This is a genomic window from Novosphingobium aerophilum (assembly GCF_014230305.1).
GTDB classification, from domain to species: Bacteria; Pseudomonadota; Alphaproteobacteria; order Sphingomonadales; family Sphingomonadaceae; genus Novosphingobium; species Novosphingobium aerophilum.
This window is the reverse complement of record NZ_JACLAU010000010.1, coordinates 85,694-105,323: the sequence shown is the minus strand read 5'-3', so window position 1 is coordinate 105,323 and position 19,630 is coordinate 85,694. Positions and strand designations below refer to the sequence as shown.

The following is a 19,630-nucleotide window of genomic DNA, read 5'->3' as shown; positions in this document are numbered from 1 at the left end:
GCGCCCGCCACCCCGCGCGCGCCCGCCACCCCGCGCGCGGTCGCCGCCCCGACCGCACCCGCCGCCGCACCCCGGCCCACCGCCCCGGCCCGTCCCGCTGCCGTGCCCGCCTCGGCACCGGCCGCCTCGGTGCCAGCCACTCCGTTTCCCGCCGCAACCGGCGCCACGGACAAGGCCGCCGCCCCGGGGCTCGATCTGCCGACGGCGCCGGTGCCCGAACCGATCATGGTCTGGACCCTGGCCGATGCGAAGGCCCTGCTCGCGGTGATCGACGGGATCGGCGCCGAAGGGCTCGCGCCGGCCGACTACAAGCCCGCCGCGCTGCGGGCCGCGATCGCCGCCGGCGAGGGCGACGCCCTGAACGAGGTGGCGAGCAAGTCCTTCGCCTGGCTGGCCGAGGACCTGCGCGACGGCCGCACCCCGATGAGCGCGCGGGTGCAGTGGTTCGCGGTCGACAAGGATGTCGACGTCAACCCGACCGACGCGATCATGGCCCGCGCGCTCGACAGCCACGACATCGCCGGGACCCTGGCGGCGCTGGCCCCGACCTATCCCGACTATGCCGTGCTCAAGGACGCCCTGGCCCGCACCCCGCGCGCGGACGCCAAGACCCGCGCGCTGATCCGCGCCAACATGGACCGCTGGCGCTGGTTCAGCCGCGATCTGGGCGAATACTACCTGATGACCAATGTCCCCGAGTTCCAGCTGCGGCTGGTGCGGCGCGACAAGATCGTGCGGACGTACAAGACGATCGTCGGCAAGCCCGGCAAGACCGCCACCCCGCAACTGGCCGAAGAGGTCGAGAACGTGGTGTTCAACCCGACCTGGACCGTGCCGCAGTCGATCGTGGTGGGCGAGGGGCTGGGGGCCAAGTACCTCAACAACCCGGCCAAGGCCAAGCGCGACGGCTATGTCGTGACCACCCTGCCCGACGGCATGGTGGTGGTCGTCCAGCAGCCCGGGCCCAACAACTCGCTGGGCATGGTCAAGATCGACATGCCCAATCCGCATGCGATCTACCTGCACGACACCCCGGCCCGCGGCCTGTTCAACACCGTCAGCCGGGCCTACAGCCACGGCTGCGTGCGGACCGAGCGTGCGCTGGAGCTGGGCATGATGCTGGCCATGCTCAAGGCCGGCAAGACCCCCGAGGAGGTCACCGCGATCAGCCAGTCGGGCAAGTACACCAAGGTGCCCCTGACCAGCCCGATGCCGGTCTACATCGGCTATTTCACCATGGCCAAGGACATCAACGGGCAGCTCATCACCTGGCCCGACATCTACCAGCGCGACGGCGCCGTGCTGGCCAGCTTCGCCCAGCCGCGCCAGCCCAAGACCGGCCAGCGCACGATCGACGAGAAGGTCGAGGCAATCGCCGCACCGGGGCTGTGACGGGGGGCGGCGACGTCTCCCCTTGCCCGTCATCCTGAACTTGTTTCAGGATCCATAGCTCCCGGCGCGCGGCGCCTTGAGAGGCAAACCAAGTCCTGGCACCAGATCATGCCAATCGGGATTGTCGCTCTCGATCAGGCCGATCTTCCACTGGCGATGCCAGCGCTTAAGCTGCTTTTCCCGCAGGATCGCCCGTTCCATGTCGCCGAACAGCTCGAACCGGACGAGGTGATGGACCCGGTGCCTTGCGGTGAACCCGGGCGTGTCGCCGTTGCGGTGCTGCCACAGGCGCTTCAGGAGGTTGGAGGTGACGCCGATGTACAGCGTCCCGCGTGGCTGGCTGGCCCGGATGTAGACGCAGGGCTGGCGTTCGTCGCGCATGGTCCTGAGCGTGGGGGGCCATGGACCCTGAAACAAGTTCAGGGTGACGAACTTGGTCCGCTTCGGAGCAAACTGTTGACGTCTAAGGTTCCGTGCTGGGCGCAAGTATCTCCAGGCTCGTCATCCTGAACGTGTTTGGCTTCGCTAGTCTTGTGGCTCGGGATCCATCTCGCCCGGCGCATCGGGCAAGCGGGGACAGCCCCCTACCCCTTCGCCGCCGCCACCCGGCCGATCTCGGCCAGGCCCTGGGCGAGGAACAGCTCGGCGCTCTGGCTGTTGGCCAGGAGTTGCCGGTGCAGGGTGGCGGTGCGGGCGACCAGGCGTTCGAGCCGGCGTCCGCGCCAGCGCTTCAGTTGCTGGGTGAGATCGCGCTCGTCCTTCCAGAAGATCCGGCGCGCGGCCTTTTCCGCCTCGATCACCTGGCGCACGTCGCTCCGCGGTCCCAGTTTGGAGGCCAGGGCCGCCAGTTGCGCGGCGCGGCGTTCCAGCGCCAGCACCACGGCCACCGGGTTGAGCCCCAGTTCGCGCATCCGCCGCAGCTCGCCCGGGATGCGGCCGGCCTCGCCGCCGAGCACGGCGTTGACCAGCGGCATGAAGCCGTCCTCCTCGGTGCTCGCCCCGATCGCCTCGAAGGCGGCGGCATCGGCCGATTTCGGCGCTTCGGGCCCGGCATCGAGATAGAGCGCCAGCTTGGCGATCTCGCTGCGCGCGATCCGCGTGTCGAGCCCGGCGGCGCGCGCGATCCGTTCGGCCATGGCGCCATCGATCCGCACCCCGGCGGCATCGGCCATGGTCCGCACCGCCCCGGCCACCGACTTGAGATCGGGGGGCCAGAAGGTGACGACCAGCGCGTCCGGACGGTCCGCCAGGAGCTTGGCGGTCTTGCTCTTGTCGGTGGCGTTGGTGGCCAGCACGATCACCGGGCAGGCCTCGCCCTGTCCGTCGAGCAGGTTGGCCAGGGCCTCGGCCGCTTCGTCCCCGCTGGCGCGGACCACGATATGCCGGGCCCCGCCGAACAGGGACGTGGACCGCGCCTCGTCCCCCAGCCGTACCGGATCACGACGCAGGTCCGCCCCGGCGAACTCGATCCGCTCGCCGGGATCGTCGAGCAGCGCCACGATCCGCGCGGCGCCGTCCTGGATGCCAGCCTCGTCCTGGCCGCACAGGAAGAACACCCGCGCCTCGCGCGCGGCCCGGGCGACCACGGCGGCGAAGTCCTTCTGGGTGGCCTTCATTTGGGCGCGACGGCGGTCGCCGGCTGGGCTCCGCCCCGCAGCCGCAAGGCCACGGCGGTAACGATGCGCTGGGCCAGCTCCTTCGAGAGGTTCTCCAGCGCGGTGTTCTCGGCGGCGATGGTCGCATATTCCGAGCTCACCACGTCGATCCCGGCATCGGCCCCGGCGGTGGCGTCATAGACGATCTCCCCGCTCGCCAGATCGACCAGCTGGTAACGCGCCCGCAGGATCCGCCGCTCGCGCCCGATGGTGTCGTCCGAGAGCAGGCCGAAGCCCTCCAGCCGGTCATCGAGCCGGACGTCGAGCCGATAGCGCGGTGCGGCCGGCGCGGCCCGATTCGCCGCGGCCAGTCGATCGTTCAGCGCATTGCGCACCAGCCAGCCGGCCTTGCCCTCGATCGCCGGAACCTCGATTCCCGCCAGTCCCCGCGCCACCGCGCCGCTGCCCGCCGCCGCATACATCGGCTGGAGCCCGCAGCCGGCCAGGGTCAGCGAACCGAGGACAACAGCCAGCAGGGCGGGGATGCGCATCATGCGACCACGTTAACGAGCCGGTCCGGAACGACAATGACCTTCTTCGGCGCGGCGCCGGCAAGCATGGCCTGGACCTTGCCGCTGGCCAGCGCCAGGGCCTCGAGCGCGGCCTTGTCGAGCCCCTTGGCGACGGTCAGCGTGTCACGCAGCTTGCCGTTGACCTGCACCGCGATGGTCACTTCATCGTCGACCAGCAGCGCGGGATCGACCGCGGGCCAGGCAGCCTCGGCGATCAGGCCATCCTGCCCCAGGGCCGCCCAGGCCTCCTCGGCCAGATGCGGCATCATCGGCGCGACCAGCAGCAGCAGGGTGCGGATCGCCGCGCTGCGGCTGGCCGAAGGGGCGGCCTTCTCGGTGGCATTGGTCAGTTCATAGATGCGCGCCACGGCCTTGTTGAACGAGAGCGCGGCAATGTCGTCCGCCACGGCGGCGATGGTCTGGTGAGTCTTGCGGGCGAGCGCCTTGTCCTCGCCGGTCGCCGCCGCATCGAACTGGCCGAACAGGCGCCACAGCCGCTGGACGAAGCGCGCGCAGCCCTCGATCCCGGCTTCGGACCACGGCAGGTCGCGCTCGGGCGGGCTGTCGGACAGCATGAACCAGCGGATCGCGTCGGCGCCGTAGGTCGCGACGATCTCGTCGGGATCGACCACGTTCTTCTTCGACTTCGACATCTTGATCACGCGGCCGATCTCGACCGGCTGGCCATCGGCCTTGAGCACGGCGCCCTCGCCGCCGCGCTCGACCTCGCCCGGGGCGAACCAGACCGGCTGGCCATTGGCCGGATCGGTCCGCGAATAGGTCTCGTGCGTGACCATGCCCTGCGTGAACAGGCTGGCGAAGGGCTCCTGCACGTCGATCAGGCCGATGTGGGCCAGCGCGCGGGTCCAGAAGCGGGCGTAGAGCAGGTGGAGGATCGCGTGCTCGATCCCGCCGATGTACTGTTCGACCGGCAGCCAGCGCGCGATCTCGGCCGGATCGAACGGGCGATCGGCGGGCTGGCTGGCGAAACGCAGGAAGTACCACGAGCTGTCGACGAAGGTGTCGAGCGTGTCGGTCTCGCGCCGCGCCGGCTTGCCGCACTGCGGGCAATCGACGTGCTTCCAGGTGGGATGGCGGTCAAGCGGGTTGCCGGGGACGTCGAAGGAAACATCCTCGGGCAGGGTGACCGGCAGCTGCTTCTTGGGCACCGGCACCACACCGCAGATCTCGCAGTGGATGAAGGGAATCGGGGTGCCCCAGTAGCGCTGGCGGCTGACGCCCCAGTCGCGCAGGCGCCACACGGTCTGGCCCTGGCCCCAGCCCTCGGCCTCGGCCCGGGCGATGACCGCCGCCTTGCCCTCGGCCACGGTCATCCCGTCCAGGAAGCCGGAGTTGACGATCACCCCGTCGCCCGCCTCGGCCTCGCCGGCAAAGGGCCGATCCGCATCATCGGCATGGGCGGCGACGACCCGGATGATGGGCAGGCCGTACTTGGTGGCGAAATCGAAGTCGCGCTGATCGTGACCGGGCACGGCCATGATCGCGCCGGTGCCGTAATCCATCAGCACGAAGTTGGCGATGTAGACCGGCAGATCGGCGCCGGTGAACGGATGCTTCGCGGTGATTCCGGTGTCGAAGCCGAGCTTCTCCGCCGTCTCCAGCTCGGCCGCGGTGGTGCCGCCCTGCTTGCACAGCGCGATGAAGTCCTGCGCGGCCGGATTGCCCGCGGCCACGCCCTGGGCGATCGGGTGGTCCGCAGCGACCGCGACGAAGGTGGCGCCGAAGATCGTGTCGGGCCGGGTCGAGTAGACCTCCACCGTGCCGCCGTCCGACAGGTCGAAGCGGAACTGCAGGCCCTGGCTCTTGCCGATCCAGTTCTCCTGCATCAGGCGGACCTTCTCGGGCCACTTGTCGAGGCTGCCCAGCCCGGTCAGCAGATCGTCGGCGAACTGGGTGATCTTGAGGAACCACTGGTTCAGCTTGCGCTTTTCCACCAGCGCGCCGGAGCGCCAGCCGCGCCCGTCGATCACCTGCTCGTTGGCCAGCACGGTCATGTCGACCGGATCCCAGTTGACCGCCGATTCCTTGCGGTAGACCAGCCCCGCGGCATAGAGATCGAGGAACAGGGCCTGTTCATGGCCGTAGTAATCCGGCTCGCAGGTGGCGAGCTCGCGGCTCCAGTCGAGCGCGAAGCCCAGCCGCTGGAGCTGGGCCTTCATCGTCGCGATGTTCTGCCGGGTCCAGCCGCCCGGGTGGACGCCCTTTTCCATCGCCGCGTTCTCGGCCGGCATGCCGAAGGCGTCCCAGCCCATCGGGTGGAGCACTTCGAAGCCCTGCATCCGCTTGGCCCGGGCGAGCACGTCGCCCATCGTGTAGTTGCGCACGTGGCCGATGTGGATGCGGCCCGAGGGATAGGGAAACATCTCGAGCACGAAGGAGCGCGGCTTGGCGCTGGCGTCGTCGGCCCGGAAGCACTGGCGCTCCGCCCAGACGGCTTGCCACCGCGCATCGGCGGCGGCGGCATCGAAACGCTCGGGGGCGGGCGGGTTTTGCTCGGCGGAAGTTTCGGCTGTCATAGCGCCGATCCCATATCGCCTTGGCCCCGCTTGTCGAGGCCTGACGTGTGTTTACCCGACCCCTAGGAACTTGGCGCCGAGGAACCTGGACTTGCGGAACCTGGACTTGCGGGGACCCCGGGCGGGCGAGGCGATCAGCCGCCCACGCCCGAACGGCGCAGGTCGCGCGCCTTGGTCAGGATGATGTCTTCCAGGCGCTGCACCGTCGCGGCCTGGACCGGAGCATCGACCCAGGCCCCGCCCTGCGAGACCTGGCGGCTGGCAGCGACGCGCAAGGCATCGGCCCGCAGATCCTGGTCGAGGATGGTCACGGTCACCTTGACCCGTTCACCCGGGTTGCGCGGGTTGGCGTACCAGTCGGTCACGATCACGCCGCCGGCGCTGTCGGTCTGGAGCAGCGGCATGAACGACAGCGCGTCAAGGCTGGCGCGCCACAGGTAGGAGTTGACGCCGATGGTCGTGACCTTCGAGGCGGCGAGATCGGCCTTCGGGCGGCTCTTCTTGCTGCACCCGCCAAGCCCGACTGCCAGCACCCCGATCAGCGCCGCGGTGACAATCGGGCGGACGAAGCGGTGAGCGGCCTTGCCGCGAGGGGTATCACCATGGGCTGCCACAATGCCGGTCATCGTCTCGTCGTCCTAATCTCTGGCCCGTCAGCATGCGCGCCTGACGGACCTCCTATAGCCCGCACCGACGCAGCGACAAGAGGAACCGCAAGCGGGCACCGCCCCTTGCCATGCGCCGCGGCGCCGTGAACCGGCCCTGAACCGGGGGCGATCGCCGGGGCGGGACGGTCGTGGGTCAAAGGTCGGGGCTTGCCAGACGTTTGGGCAGGGTTCAGAATTGGGGCGGTAGGAATTCGCCCGGGAAACGAGTGGGGCCATGCGACGGATCAGGAGCAGAGCGGAACGGAGAGCACGGGCCGGCGGCCTGAGCCCCGCCGTGCTCCTGTCTTGCGCGGTGGTCTGCCTGGCCCTGCCGAGCGCGGTCCTGGCCTTCTCCAGCGGCTTCGATGCCCGCGTGCAGTCCGTGGCCGAACCGGCCGAGACCCTGGCGGTCCTGCCCCCCGCCACCGGCAGCCCGCTGCTGGCGCGGCCGATGACCGTGCCCGGCCTGACCCGTGGCCAGTTGTTCCGGTTCACCCCGGCAGGCAACACCACCCGGCCCGACCGGTCGGTCACCGTCGCCGTGCGGGTCGATCCCGAAGCCGCCGGCGAGATCACCGTGCTGGCCCCGCCATCGGGCCTGGCGGGCGCCGGGCTCGGCCGCCTGCGCATCGCGCCGACTGCTTACAGCCTGGGCCTGTCGCGCGGGTTCCAGAACTTCGTCATTCCGGGCGAGCTGCGCCGGGCCGATTCGCCCGACCTGTCGGCCTTCAAGCTTGGCCCCAAGGCCACGACCGGTGCGCCCGAGGAACCCTCGCGCCTGGCCGCCCGCCTTGCGCTCGACCAGCGCGAGAAGACCGGCCGCGCGCCGCGCACGCTGGAAGGCAGCGGCGAACAGTCGGTCGACATCGGCGGGTCCTATCGCCTGACCCGCAACATCGATGTGACGGCCGGGGTGCGGTACTCGCAGGATCGTGACCGGCTGGTCACGGTCGTGCCCGATGGCCAGAAGGATGCCCAGGCGGTCTACGTCGGGACCCAGTTCCGCTTCTGAAGTCGTCCGGCGCATCCCTTCGGTCACACCCCGAAGGATGTTTCTCATACTTTCGTCCTGAATACGCATTCACAACTTGTGCAATGCGCGCGGTTTCGTAACGTGTTGGCAGGCCTTCCGATGGGCCGTGACGCAATGGGCGAAGGAGTTCCTGCATGGCACGTGTGGCAATCGTAACCGGCGGAACCCGCGGGATCGGCAAGGCGATCTGCCTTGCGCTGCAGGCGCAGGGGGTCAAGGTCGCCGCCAACTATGCCGGCAACAGCGCGGCAGCCGACGCTTTCACCGCCGAGACCGGCATTCCGGCCTACCGTTTCGACGTGGGCGATCACGAGGCCACCCTGGCCGGCTGCGCCCAGATCGCGGCGGACCTGGGCCCGATCGACATCGTGGTCAACAATGCCGGCATCACCCGCGACGGCGTGCTCCACAAGATGAGCTTCGAGGACTGGAACGAGGTGATGCGGATCAACCTCGGCGGCTGCTTCAACATGGCCAAGGCGACCTTCCCCGGCATGCGCGAGCGCGGCTGGGGCCGGATCGTCAACATCGGATCGATCAATGGCCAGGCCGGCCAGTACGGCCAGGTCAACTATGCCGCGGCCAAGAGCGGTATCCACGGCTTCACCAAGGCCCTGGCGCAGGAAGGCGCCAAGTACGGGGTGACCGTGAACGCGATCGCGCCGGGCTATATCGACACCGACATGGTCGCGGCGGTGCCCGCCCCGGTGCTCGAGAAGATCATCGCCAAGATTCCGGTCGGCCGGCTTGGTCATGCGGACGAGATTGCCCGCGGGGTGGCCTTCCTCGCCTCGGAAGAGGCGGCGTTCATCACCGGATCGACCATGTCGATCAACGGCGGGCAGCACATGTACTGAGCCGGGCATGCCCGCCGCCTGACGGCCGCGGGCATCCTGCGTCATCCGGCGGAAGGCGCGATCAGTCGATCGTGATCCCGGCCATTTTCCAGGTGCCGTCCTGGTAGGCCATCTGCAGGGTCTCGGTCGCCTCGCCCGTGATGCTGTAGCGCGTCCGGAAGCTCACCGCCCAGTACCCGGCAGGCGGCGCCGGGGTGAACTCTGCGCGCAGCCATTCGCGGGACTGCGCGGTGCCGACCCGACCCCGCACCTGGCGCGAGGCCTGGGCCCACCATTCCACCGTGTTCTGGAGCTGGAACGACCGATGGGCCGCCTGCCAACTGGCGCGCCAGTCATCACGGTCGATCAGCGCGAGGACGCGCCGCGCGGACTCCACCGCGGCCGCCTCCGCTGCGGCCGTGCGGATGACCGGCGCGGGGGCGGCGACGGGGGCCGCGGGCGCGACGGGGGCGGTAGGCGCAACCGGGGCGGCGGGGGCCGCCGGTGCGACGGGTGCGATATCCTGTCCCGACAGCGCGGACAGGGCCAAACCGGCCAGGCTGATGATCATGACAACTCCTCCGCCAATCCAGCCGACCCGGCGATCACTGCCGGGGCCTTCCGCTGGTTGCCGGACGGGCTGGACCGGATCACGGACGGCGGCATCCCCGATCGCTTTGTCCCCCAACGATTGGGGGGGTGCCGGCAGGCCCGTGTCACCCTGCTCGAATTCGCGGAGCAGGCGGGCCGCCTCGCGACTGCTGGCCGTGCCCAGCTTGCGCCGCGCCTCGCGCAGGCGTTCGTGGATGGTGTGGACCGACAGGCCCAGGTGCCGCGCGATCGACTTGGCATCGTGGCCGGCGAGCAGGAGCTGCAGGGTCTGCTTCTCCTTGGCGGTGAGCGCGCGAAAGCCGTCGGTCATGGCCACGGCTCTAGAATCCGACGCCCTTGCCGGCCACCCCGAATAATTCGTATCTGCCGGGACATGGCCTCACCCTACCATCCCCCGGTCAAGCGCTCGGTCGAGATTGCCGGGCACAAGACCTCGATCAGCCTCGAGCCGCTGTTCTGGTCCATGCTGGTCGCGGCGGCAGAGGCCGAGGGGGTCCCGGTGAATGCCCTGGTCGGGCGCATCGATGCCGAGCGGATCACCGCTCCGACCCCGCCGGGGCTGGCCGGAGCGATCCGTTGCTGGCTGGCCGCGCGCCTGGGGGCGCCCGGGTCACCGGATCAGTAGGCTCCCGGTGGGTCGCTGGCGGGGAAGGATTCGTCGCTGGCCTGATCGGCCTTGTCCCACTCCGTCGGATCGGAGCGCATCGCCTCCGGCCCGGCGTTGCGCACCTTGGCGAAGTTCGCGCCATTGGTCTCGCCCGCGGCGAAGGCGGCATGATCGGTCTGACCCGGCTGCTGGCGCTGGGCATAGCGGTAGAGGCCGTAAGCCACGGCACCGGCGAAGGCGAGTTTGAAGAGGGCCATCGGAAGCAGACTCCTGCGAAAGGGGCATTTGCCTCCCTAACGCACGAGCCGGCCTTTCCGGTTCCCGGATCAGAGCCTGTCCCGTTGAGGAGGGTCCGCCGCGACGGAACCGGTTCTGGTTCAGCGCGAGGAGAGAGCCACACCGCGCCCGGTGACCGACGATGGCGCTGCGCGGGGCCAAAACCGGCCCGCTCCGCCCCATCGCGGCGCATCCACGTCAAGCGGACAGGCTGACGATCAGTCGCCGCCGACCCGCTCGACCTGGGCGCCGATCAGCGACAGCTTCTCTTCCAGCCGCTCATAGCCGCGGTCCAGATGGTAAAGCCGATGCACCTGGGTTTCGCCCTCGGCCGCGAGCCCGGCGATGACCAGGCTCATCGAGGCGCGCAGGTCGGTCGCCATGACCTCGGCGCCGGTCAGCCGCGGTACGCCGTGGACCACCGCGGTGCGCCCCTTGGTCTCGATATGCGCGCCCATCCGGTTGAGCTCGGGCACGTGCATGTAGCGGTTCTCGAAGATCGTCTCGGTCAGCACCGAGGCGCCCTCGGCCCGGCACAGCAGCGCCATGAGCTGGGCCTGCATGTCGGTGGCGAAGCCCGGATAGGGCGCGGTGGACAGAGTCACCGGGCGCAGCGGGCCGTCGGCCGCGACATAAAGGCCCTCGGCGCGGGGCTCGACCGTCACCCCGGCGTCGCGCAGGGCCTGGACGGTGGCCTCCATCTCCTCGACCACAGCGTGCTGAAGCGTGACCTCGCCCCCGGTGATCGCCGCGGCACAGGCATAGGACCCCGCCTCGATCCGGTCGGACATCACGCGATAGGTCGCGCCGTGCAGCCGGGGCACGCCGTGGATGGTCAGGTCCGACGTCCCGATCCCTTCGATCTGCGCGCCCATGGCGACGAGCAGGCGGCACAGGTCGACGATCTCGGGCTCGCGCGCGGCGTTGTGCAGGGTCGACCGGCCCTTGGCGAGGACCGCGGCCATCAGCGCGTTCTCGGTCGCACCAACCGAGACCACCGGGAAGGAATAGCGCCCGCCCGGCAGGCCGCCGTCGGGGGCGATCGCCCGGACATAGCCGGCGGCGAGCTCGATCTGCGCGCCGAAGGCCTCGAGCGCCTTGAGGTGGAGATCGATCGGACGGTTGCCGATCGCGCAGCCGCCCGGCAGCGAGACCGTGGCCTCACCCATGCGCCCCAGCATCGGGCCGAGCACCAGGATCGAGGCGCGCATCTTGCGCACCAGTTCGTAGGGCGCGACGGTGGAGGTGATCCGGGTCGCGGCCAGGGTCATCACCCGGCCGAAGTCCTCGGGCCGCGAACCGGCGATCGTGGTCGAGATGCCGAACTGGTTGAGCAGGTGCTGGAACCCGTCGATATCGGCCAGCCGCGGCAGGTTGCGCAGGGTCAAGGGCTCATCGGTGAGCAGCGCGCAAGGCAGCAGGGTCAGGGCCGAATTCTTCGCGCCGGAAATCGGAATGGTGCCGGAAAGGCGCTTGCCGCCCTCGATGATGATCTTGTCCATCGGCCCCGTTTAGGGCCCGTCCCGACGCCGTGCAATGGCTGCGGAGCCCCTTGGGGCACGGTCATTCACGGTTCCGCAAGGGCTTTGCGCGATCATGGCCCTGCCGAGGCACCGGGGCCCACCCCCGGTGCGGCACCATTGGTCCCGGGTGACCGTGCGGCGAGTTGCCCAAGCAGACGCGTTCTGCTTTATCGTCCCCGGCCCCGGATCGGCGGTTGCCGGCCATAACATGTTGAAGAGGTTGCCAACACCGTGCCGAAACCCGTTCGCAAGGCTGTTTTTCCCGTCGCTGGCCTGGGCACCCGCTTCCTTCCCGCCACCAAGGCGATCCCCAAGGAAATGCTGCCGATCATCGACCGGCCGCTGATCCAGTATGCCGTCGACGAGGCGCGCGAGGCGGGGATCGAACAGCTCATCTTCGTGACCGGACGCGGCAAGACCGCGATCGTCGAGCACTTCGACACCGCTTTCGAGCTGGAGGCGACGATGGGCGGGCGCGGCAAGGACCTGTCGATTCTCGAACCGACCCGGATCCAGCCGGGCAACCTGGTGACCGTCCGCCAGCAGGTGCCGATGGGCCTGGGCCATGCGATCTGGTGTGCCCGCGCGATCGTGGGGGATGAACCCTTCGCGATCTTCCTCCCCGACGAACTGATGATCGGCAGCCCGGGCTGCATGAAGCAGATGGTCGAAGCCTATGCCGAAGTGGGCGGCAACCTGATCTCGGTGCTGGAAGTGCCCGAGGACGAGGTGTCGAGCTATGGCGTGATCGCCCCCGGGGCCCAGGTCTCGGCCAGCCTGACCGAGGTCAAGGGACTGGTGGAAAAGCCGAAGCGCGAGGAAGCGCCCTCCAACCTGATCATCTCGGGCCGCTACATCCTGCAGCCCGAGGTGATGCGCACCCTGGAAAGCCAGGGCAAGGGCGCCGGCGGCGAGATCCAGCTGACCGACGCCATGGCCCGGATGATCGGCACCCAGCCGTTCCACGCGGTCACCTTTGCCGGACGCCGGTTCGACTGCGGCAGCAAGACCGGCTTCGTCGAGGCGACCCTGGCGCTGGCGCTGGAACGCGAGGACATGGCGGACGAGGTCCGGGCGATGGCACGCCGCCTGCTGGGCTGACGCGCCTGCCCGGCTGCGGCCGGTCTGTCGGCTGTCGAAGGTCCTGATCCGAACGAAAAAGGGCGACCGAAGGGCCGCCCTTTTTGGTTATTCGATCGCCGCCATCAAGGGGCGTGGGCCGTAGTGCCGGGGGAGGACCTCAGTCCTCTTCGCCGTCACCCATGGCAAGGGCGGCGGCGCCAGCCGGGGCCACGGCGCCCGACTGCAGATAGGGGACCGGGTTCACGGCCTCGCCCGCGATGCGGACTTCATAGTGCAGGTGGGGGCCGGTCGAACGGCCGGTCGAGCCGACGTAGCCGATCACGTCGCCCTTGCGGACGCGCTGGCCGGCGGCCACGTTGAGCCGCGACATGTGGCCGTAGCGGGTTTCGATCTGACCGCCATGCTCCAGCGCGACATAGAGGCCATAGCCGGCGAACCAATCGGCCCGCTCAACCACGCCATCGGCCGACGCGCGGATCGGGGTGCCGGCCGGTGCGGCGAGATCGACGCCCTTGTGCGCGCGGCGGCCGCCGAGCACCGGGTGCCAGCGCATGCCGAAATCGCTGGTCAGCTTGACCCCTTCGACGGGGACGAGCGAGGGGATCGACACGGTCTCGTTCGAGAAACCGGGGATCACGCCACCGATCCGGCTGCCGCCGTTCAGCGCCGGAGCAACCAGTTGGGTGCGGGCCGCGCCCTGGTCGAGCGACTGCCAGCTGGAGAACAGGGTGCGGAATTCCTCGTCACCGCTCTGGTGGCGGGCGGCCTGGGCAGCGCGCAGCGGGGCCAGGATATCAGCGTTCGCGCTGGCGTTGGCGAAGGCGGGATTGGCACCGAGCAGCGAGGCTGCGGCGGTAGCAAGACCGGCCAGCAGGCGCAGCTTCGGAACAAACGCAAGAGCAACCACTCAGTCGTACCTTGTCTATCCGGCTCTCACCCGCGGAAACGGGCGGTCCGTGCTGACCCTGTCATTCAGCCCGCATCTGCCCTGGTCGACAGCTGCGGACCGCGATGTCCTGAGATGGTCGGAACCCCCCGCCTTCTCTGTTTCGGGGGCTAACCGGCCCGTTGCAGCGAGGCAACAGCTCCGTAGAAATCCCGCGATAAACCGGCTGACTCCCGCGCCGAGTCGTTGAACGGTGGCTTAACGGCTCCGCGAAAGTGGCTCGAAACCAAGCTTTTCCAGAGTTCCGCCGGGCTTTCGCCGCGCGTTTCGGCGCATGCGACAAAGTGCTTTACGCCGAATCGAACGTGGCGAATCTCGTCGTCAAGGATGCGAGTCAGGATGCGCGCGCCGACCGCATCGCCGCTCGCCCGAACCCGCTCGAGGGTGGCCGGGGTCACGTCGAGGCCCCGCGCCTCCAGCACCATCGGCACCACGGCGAGGCGGGCGGCGACATCGTGCCGCGTGGCCTCGGCCGATTCCCACAGGCCATCGTGCGCGGGCAGATCGCCATAAGCGCCGCCGAGCGTCCGGAGCTGGCGCGCGATCAGCACGAAATGCATCGCCTCGTCCGCGGCCACCGCCAGGAAATCCCCGACGAAGGCCCGCCCCATCGTCGCACCGAAGCGACCGGCCATGTCGAGCGCCAGATCGATCGCGACAAATTCGATATGCGCCAGGGCGTGCCACAGCGCGATCCGCCCGCGATCCGACTGGCCCCGCCCGCGCTTGGGCATGCGGTTGGGCGGCAGCAGCTCTGGCCGGGCTGGCCGCGCCGGGCGGTCCGGCATCGCGCAGTCGAAGGCGAAGTCCAGCCGCCCCAGCCGCCAGTCCCGCGCCACGGCGCGGGTGGCGCGCGCCTTGGCGAAGGGGTCGGCGGTGAGCAGCGCGGCGCGAATCGCGGCCGCGACGGAGAGAGGCGGCGCAGGCGGGGTCAAAGCGCCTTCGCGGCCTCCAGCACCTCGGCGGCGTGGCCCTTGACCTTCACCTTGTCCCACACCCGGGCGATCGTGCCGTCGGCGGCGACCAGGTAGGTGGTGCGGACCATGCCCATGTAGGTGCGGCCGTAATTGACCTTCTCGGTCCAGATCCCCAGCGCATCGGACAGGCCGCCCGCCTCGGCGTCGCTCGCCAGCGGGGCGGTCAGGCCGTGCTTGGCGGCGAACTTCTGGTGCTTGGCCGGCGGGTCCTTCGAAATCCCGAGCAGGGCCGTGCCGGCCGCCGCGAAGTCGGCGGCGAGGGCCGAGAAGTCGAGGTTCTCGGTGGTGCAGCCGGGGGTGTCGTCCTTCGGGTAGAAGAACAGCACGAGCTTGCGCCCGGCGAAGTCAGAGGGCTTGACCGTGCCGCCATCGGGCGTGGTCAGGGCGATGTCGGGGAGCTTGTCTCCCGCACCCGGTTTGCTCATCGATCGATCTCCAGTTGCTCGTCGAACACCTGCCGCCAGGCGGCGGCGACAATGGTCCTCGCCTCCGCCAGCCCCGCGGTCACGCTGTCCCAATTGGCATATCCGGTCGCGGCCGCAAGCGCCGCGCGCGGTCCGGCGCGATGCTCATCGGCCTTGGGCGCGAGCAGGCGGGTGGCGACCAGCAGGCGGGTCAGCCGATCGTGCGCCAGGGCCAGCCGATCCGGCACGAGCCCGACCCCCGCCAGCCCCTTCAGGGCCTGGGGCAGGGCCGGCGACAGTCCCTGCCCGGTGGCGAGCTGAAGGAAGTGGACGATGAATTCCAGATCGACCAGCCCGCCGCGCAGCAACTTCACATCGAGCGGGCCCTTGGGCGGTTTGTGTTCGGCCATGCGCGCGCGCATGTCGAGCACGTCGGTGCGGAGCCGGTCGCGGTCGCGCGGCATCAGCAGGACCTCGCCGACGATCGCCGCCAGGGCCGCGCGGGCAGTGACCGAGCCATAGACCGGCCGCGCCCGGCACAACGCCATGTGCTCCCAGGTCCAGGCCTGTTCGTGCTGGTAGCGCGCGAACGAATCGAGGCTGGCGGCGAGCGGTCCCTGGGTGCCCGAGGGGCGCAGCCGGGTGTCCACCTCGTACAGGGCGCCCTCGGCGGTCGGCACCGACAGGGCGGCGCTGATCCGCGAGGCCAGCCGGTTGAAGTAGAGCGAGGCGCCAAGGGGCCGGCGCCCGTCGGATTCGGCCGCGAAATCGCCGGTGAACAGGTAGATCAGGTCGAGGTCCGAGGCATGGGTCAGGGCTCCGCCGCCGAACCGGCCAAGCCCGAGCACGACCAGCTCGCCGCCCGGGACCCGGCCATGCGCCGCCTCGAACTCGGCGGTCGCCGCAGCGGCCAGCACCTGCAGCGCGGCCTCGGCCACGCGGGCATTGGCGGCGGCCAGCGCGAGCGGGTCGGTCGCGCCCTCGATCAGCTGGACCCCCAGGGTGAAGCGCCGTTCGCCGACCCGGCGGCGGACCCGGTCGAGCAGGCGTTCGTAATCGTCGTCGGCTTCGCCCGCCGAGAATTCGGCGACGAGGTCCTCGACCCCGCCGGGCAGGGCAAAGGCCGAGGCGTCGATCAGCGGATCGAGCAGGTCGGGCCGGGCGGCGAGGGCATCGGCCAGCGGCGGGGCCAGGCTGAGCACCTTGGCGAGCAGTTCGAGCAGCCCGGGCCGCGCCTCGAGCAGGTGGAACAGGTTGAGCGCGGACGGCAGCCGCGTCAGCAACTGCTCCCAGCGGTTGAACGCGCGCACCGGCTCGGGCGAGCGGGCCAGCGCGGCGAGCAGCGCGGGCTGGATCGCATCGAAGGCGGCCCGCGCCGCTTCGGAGCGGAGCGCGCGGACCCGGCCGCCCTTCCAGCCTTCGACCCGTTCGGCAAGGCCGGCGGCGTCCTCGTAGCCGAGCGCGGCGAGCTGTTCGACCAGGCTGCGCGCGGCGCCCTCATCCTGCACCGGCACGACCATGCTCGCCCCGGAGGGGTGGCCATGCGCCGCGATGAGCGTGTCGTAGCGGCTGCCGACCGCCTCGGTGATCACCTCCAGCTCGGCGATCAGCGCCGCACCGTCGGGCAGGCCGTCGAGCCGCGCGACATTGTCGATCGCCGCCGGATCGGTGGGCAGGGCATGGGTCTGCTGATCGAGCACCATCTGTAGCCGGTGCTCCAGCGTGCGCAGGCGGTCATAGCATTCCCCCAGCACGCGGGCGTTCTCGGGATGGATCAGCCCGGCCGCGGCCAGCGCGTCGAGCGTGGCGCGCACCCCGCGCAGGCGCAGGCCCGGATTGCGGCCGCCGTGGATCAACTGGTGGGTCTGGGCGAAGAACTCCACCTCGCGGATGCCGCCGCGCCCGGTCTTCAGGTTGAACCCGGGGCCGGGCCGCGCCGGACCCTCCTTGGCCTCGCGGATCCGCGCGGTCAGGCGGCCGATCTCGGCGATCGCGCCGAAGTCCAGGCTCTTGCGCCAGACGAAGGGCCGGATCGCGGCGAGGAAGGCCTGGCCCGCAGCCACATCGCCGGCGCAGGCGCGGGCGCGGATGAAGGCGGCGCGCTCCCAGGCCAGGGCCGAGCTTTCGTAATGGGTCAGCGCCGCATCGAGCGACAGCGCCGGCGGGCTGACCTCGGAGGCGGGTCGCAGCCGCAGGTCGACGCGAAAGACATAGCCCTCCTCGTCGATCCGCCCCAGGGTCTGGACCACCCGCCGGGCATAGCGCGCCGCCGCCTCGCCGGGCTCCTCGCGGGCGAGATGCGGCATGCGATCCGGATCGAACAGCAGGATCGGATCGATGTCGGACGAATAGTTGAGCTCCTCCGCCCCGTGCTTGCCCAGGGCCAGGGCGATGAACCCGGTCGGCTCGGCGTCGGGCATGCGCTGCAGCAGCGCCTCGCGAATCGCCGCATCGAGCGCGCGATCGGCAAAGGCGGAGAGTTCGGCGGTGACCCGGGCGAGCGGAAAGGCCCCGGCCAGATCGCCGATCGCCAGGGCCAGGGCCAGCGCGCGCCGTTCGCGCCGCAGCGCCACGCCGACATCGGGCGCGCCCTCGCCAGCGGTCCGGGCCAGCGCCAGCGCGCCCTCGCCATCCCCTGCCGCGAGCCGCGCGACCAGTTCGGGCTGGCGCTCGATCAGTCCGGCCAGGAAAGGGGCATGGGCGGCGGCGCGGGCCAGCGCACCGCGCCAGTCGGCGGCGGGCGGGGAGGTCATGTCCGGCAGGCTCGCAGCATGCCCCTGCCCTGCCCGTTCGGGCGTTCCGGATCAAGGCATGGCGCCACGACAAGAGCTTGTCGCCGCGCCCGGACCACGCCTAGAAGGCGCCGCTGGTTTCATCTGAAAGGACCCCGATGCCCCTCTCGCGTTCCGCCCTGGGCTCCGTCGCGCTGACGGCCCTGGCGCTTGCCGCCCTGTCTTCCCCCGTTGCGGCCAAGACCCCGACCCGGAGCGGAACCCGAACCGCGGTGCGCGCCGCTCCCGCGGTCGACGTGCCGCTGATGCGCTCGGTCATTTCGGCGCTGGCGGCGGACAACATGGAGGGCCGTGGCCCCGCCACCCCGGCCGAGCCGCGCGTGCTGGATTACATCATCGCCCAGTTCAAGGCCGCCGGGCTGAAGCCGGGCAACAAGGGCCAGTGGCTGCAGGACGTGCCGACGGTGTCGATCACCGGCAGTCGCTTTTCGCCCCTGACCGTGACCGGCGGCAAGGAGACGCTCAGCTTCGCGCCGGTCAAGGACTTCGTCGCCTTCAGCTATCGCGCCGTGCCCGAAACCGCGATCAGCGACGCCGAACTGGTCTTCGTCGGCTATGGCATCCGCGCGCCGCAACTGGGCTGGGACGATTACGCCGGGATCGACATGAAGGGGAAGATCGCGGTCGTCCTGGTCAACGATCCGGACTTTGCCGCCAGCGACGAGCACGGCCTGTTCAAGGGTCGCCGCATGACCTGGTACGGCCGCTGGCCCTACAAGTACGAGGAAGCGGCCCGCCAGGGTGCGCGCGGGGTGCTGATCGTGCACGACACCTATCCCGCGGCCTATGGCTGGAACGTGATCGAAAGCACCAGCACGCGCAATTTCATCCAGACCCCGAACAAGGGCATGGACCAGACCGAAGCCAATGGCTGGATCCAGAAGGCCACTGCCGAAAAGATCTTCGCCGCCGCCGGGCAGGACTTCGCCGCGCTCAGCGCCGCCGCGGCGAAGCCCGGCTTCAAGGCCGTGCCGCTGGGGCTCAAGGCCAGCTACAGCTTCGCCAACGATGTCAGGACCTCGGTCTCGCACAATGTGATCGGCCTGCTGCCGGGCCGGACCGCGCCGAACGAGGTCGTGCTCTATTCCGCCCACTGGGATCACCTGGGCCGCTGCAAGCCCGATGCCACCGGCGACAACATCTGTAATGGCGCGGTGGACAATGCCACCGGGGTGGCCGGGATCATCGCGCTGGCCCGGGCCCAGGCCCAGGCCGGCCCGGCGCGTCGCAGCCAGGCCTTCATCGCGCTGACACTGGAGGAATCGGGCCTGCTCGGTTCGGAATACTACGCCGCCAATCCGGTCTTCCCGCTGGCCCGGACGGTTGGCGGGGTCAACCTCGACGGGCTGGCCCCGGGGGGCCGCTCGCGCGACATGACCATGTCGGGCGGGGACAAGTCCGACCTCAACGCCCTGTTCCGCAAGCATCTGGCCGCGCTGGGCCTGAAGGAATCGCCCGAATCCAACCCCGAACGCGGCGGCTACTACCGGTCGGACCACTTCAGCCTCGCGAAGCGCGGGGTGCCGGTCTACAGCTTCGGCCGCGGGGAGGATCTGGAAGTGGGCGGCAAGGCCGCCGGACAGGCCGCCGCGGAGGATTACACCCGCAACCGCTATCACCAGCCGAACGATCACTATTCGCCCGCCTGGGACATGAGCGGGATCGCCCAGGAGGTGGACTTCGCGTACCGGCTCGGGCGCGAACTGGCCGATGGGACGATGTGGCCCAACTGGCTGCCCAACGACGAGTTCCGCGCCGTGCGGGACGCCAGCCGGGCTGCGACCAGGGCGAAGTGACG

General features: G+C 70.1%; 18 protein-coding genes. 6 read left to right on the top strand and 12 right to left on the bottom strand.

Annotated elements, in window-relative coordinates; all coding sequences use genetic code 11:
- On the top strand, positions 1–1,392 hold a 1,392-nt coding region (locus H7F49_RS09045), incomplete at its 5' end, for a L,D-transpeptidase family protein (protein WP_235982040.1).
- 45 nt (positions 1,393–1,437) lie between these two features.
- Here H7F49_RS09045 and H7F49_RS09040 read toward each other — a convergent pair.
- The 5 genes from H7F49_RS09040 to H7F49_RS09020 form a co-directional block, all read right to left on the bottom strand.
- Positions 1,438–1,773 carry a GIY-YIG nuclease family protein gene (locus tag H7F49_RS09040; RefSeq protein ID WP_185683263.1) on the bottom strand — a complete coding sequence of 112 codons (336 nt, stop codon included), beginning with the start codon at positions 1,771–1,773 and terminating at the stop codon, positions 1,438–1,440.
- Positions 1,774–1,976: 203 nt separating this feature from the next.
- Positions 1,977–3,008, bottom strand: a complete 1,032-nt coding sequence (gene holA, locus H7F49_RS09035) for a DNA polymerase III subunit delta (protein WP_185683262.1) — start codon at positions 3,006–3,008, stop codon at positions 1,977–1,979.
- Positions 3,005–3,541, bottom strand: coding sequence for an LPS assembly lipoprotein LptE (gene lptE, locus H7F49_RS09030; RefSeq protein WP_407940298.1), 537 nt, complete (start codon positions 3,539–3,541; stop codon positions 3,005–3,007). Before lptE ends, holA begins: the two co-directional genes overlap by 4 nt.
- Positions 3,538–6,096 carry a leucine--tRNA ligase gene (gene leuS, locus H7F49_RS09025; protein WP_185683260.1) on the bottom strand — a complete coding sequence of 853 codons (2,559 nt, stop codon included), beginning with the start codon at positions 6,094–6,096 and terminating at the stop codon, positions 3,538–3,540. The genes lptE and leuS overlap by 4 nt, the downstream gene beginning before the upstream one ends.
- Before the next feature lie 134 nt (positions 6,097–6,230).
- Entirely contained in the window at positions 6,231–6,722 is a 492-nt protein-coding gene (locus tag H7F49_RS09020; protein WP_185683259.1) for a DUF3576 domain-containing protein, read from the bottom strand.
- A gap of 316 nt (positions 6,723–7,038) precedes the next feature.
- Between H7F49_RS09020 and H7F49_RS09015 the strand changes: the two genes are divergently transcribed.
- Together H7F49_RS09015 and phbB are read left to right on the top strand one after the other, a co-directional pair.
- A complete protein-coding gene (locus tag H7F49_RS09015) occupies positions 7,039–7,755 on the top strand; it encodes a hypothetical protein (protein ID WP_328806634.1) in 717 nt (238 codons plus the stop codon).
- Between the two features lie 155 nt (positions 7,756–7,910).
- The gene (gene phbB / locus H7F49_RS09010; protein ID WP_185683258.1) at positions 7,911–8,633 is read left to right on the top strand and encodes an acetoacetyl-CoA reductase; all 723 of its coding nucleotides are present in this window, start codon (positions 7,911–7,913) and stop codon (positions 8,631–8,633) included.
- 61 nt (positions 8,634–8,694) lie between these two features.
- On the opposite strand, the gene H7F49_RS09005 is transcribed toward phbB, so the two are convergent.
- Positions 8,695–9,534, bottom strand: a complete 840-nt coding sequence (locus H7F49_RS09005) for a helix-turn-helix domain-containing protein (protein WP_185683257.1) — start codon at positions 9,532–9,534, stop codon at positions 8,695–8,697.
- A 63-nt stretch (positions 9,535–9,597) separates the two neighbouring features.
- On the opposite strand from H7F49_RS09005, the gene H7F49_RS09000 reads away from it, so the two are divergent.
- Positions 9,598–9,849 (top strand): ribbon-helix-helix domain-containing protein, encoded by a 252-nt coding sequence (locus tag H7F49_RS09000; RefSeq protein ID WP_185683256.1) that lies wholly within the window; start codon positions 9,598–9,600, stop codon positions 9,847–9,849.
- Here H7F49_RS09000 and H7F49_RS08995 read toward each other — a convergent pair.
- Positions 9,843–10,088, bottom strand: coding sequence for a hypothetical protein (locus H7F49_RS08995; protein WP_185683255.1), 246 nt, complete (start codon positions 10,086–10,088; stop codon positions 9,843–9,845). The two genes, H7F49_RS09000 and H7F49_RS08995, sit on opposite strands and share 7 nt — an antisense overlap.
- Positions 10,089–10,325: 237 nt before the next feature.
- On the bottom strand, positions 10,326–11,609 hold the full coding sequence (gene murA / locus H7F49_RS08990; protein WP_185683254.1) for a UDP-N-acetylglucosamine 1-carboxyvinyltransferase: 1,284 nt from the start codon (positions 11,607–11,609) through the stop codon (positions 10,326–10,328).
- Between the two features lie 252 nt (positions 11,610–11,861).
- On the opposite strand from murA, the gene galU reads away from it, so the two are divergent.
- Positions 11,862–12,731 (top strand): UTP--glucose-1-phosphate uridylyltransferase GalU, encoded by an 870-nt coding sequence (galU, locus tag H7F49_RS08985; RefSeq protein ID WP_185683253.1) that lies wholly within the window; start codon positions 11,862–11,864, stop codon positions 12,729–12,731.
- Between the two features lie 139 nt (positions 12,732–12,870).
- Here the strand turns inward: galU and H7F49_RS08980 are convergent, their stop codons facing one another.
- The 4 genes from H7F49_RS08980 to H7F49_RS08965 form a co-directional block, all read right to left on the bottom strand.
- Positions 12,871–13,620: a M23 family metallopeptidase gene (locus tag H7F49_RS08980; RefSeq protein ID WP_328806633.1), complete on the bottom strand. Its 750-nt coding sequence runs from the start codon at positions 13,618–13,620 to the stop codon at positions 12,871–12,873.
- A 149-nt stretch (positions 13,621–13,769) separates the two neighbouring features.
- Positions 13,770–14,594: a ferritin-like domain-containing protein gene (locus H7F49_RS08975; protein WP_185683252.1), complete on the bottom strand. Its 825-nt coding sequence runs from the start codon at positions 14,592–14,594 to the stop codon at positions 13,770–13,772.
- Positions 14,591–15,061 (bottom strand): peroxiredoxin, encoded by a 471-nt coding sequence (locus tag H7F49_RS08970; RefSeq protein WP_185683251.1) that lies wholly within the window; start codon positions 15,059–15,061, stop codon positions 14,591–14,593. Before H7F49_RS08970 ends, H7F49_RS08975 begins: the two co-directional genes overlap by 4 nt.
- On the bottom strand, positions 15,058–17,793 hold the full coding sequence (locus H7F49_RS08965; RefSeq protein WP_185683250.1) for a bifunctional [glutamine synthetase] adenylyltransferase/[glutamine synthetase]-adenylyl-L-tyrosine phosphorylase: 2,736 nt from the start codon (positions 17,791–17,793) through the stop codon (positions 15,058–15,060). The genes H7F49_RS08970 and H7F49_RS08965 overlap by 4 nt, the downstream gene beginning before the upstream one ends.
- Positions 17,794–17,930: 137 nt before the next feature.
- Here H7F49_RS08965 and H7F49_RS08960 point away from each other — a divergent pair, with 137 nt between their 5' ends.
- Complete coding sequence (locus H7F49_RS08960; protein ID WP_185683249.1) at positions 17,931–19,628, top strand: M28 family metallopeptidase; 1,698 nt, start codon at positions 17,931–17,933, stop codon at positions 19,626–19,628.
- Positions 19,629–19,630: the final 2 nt, after the last annotated feature.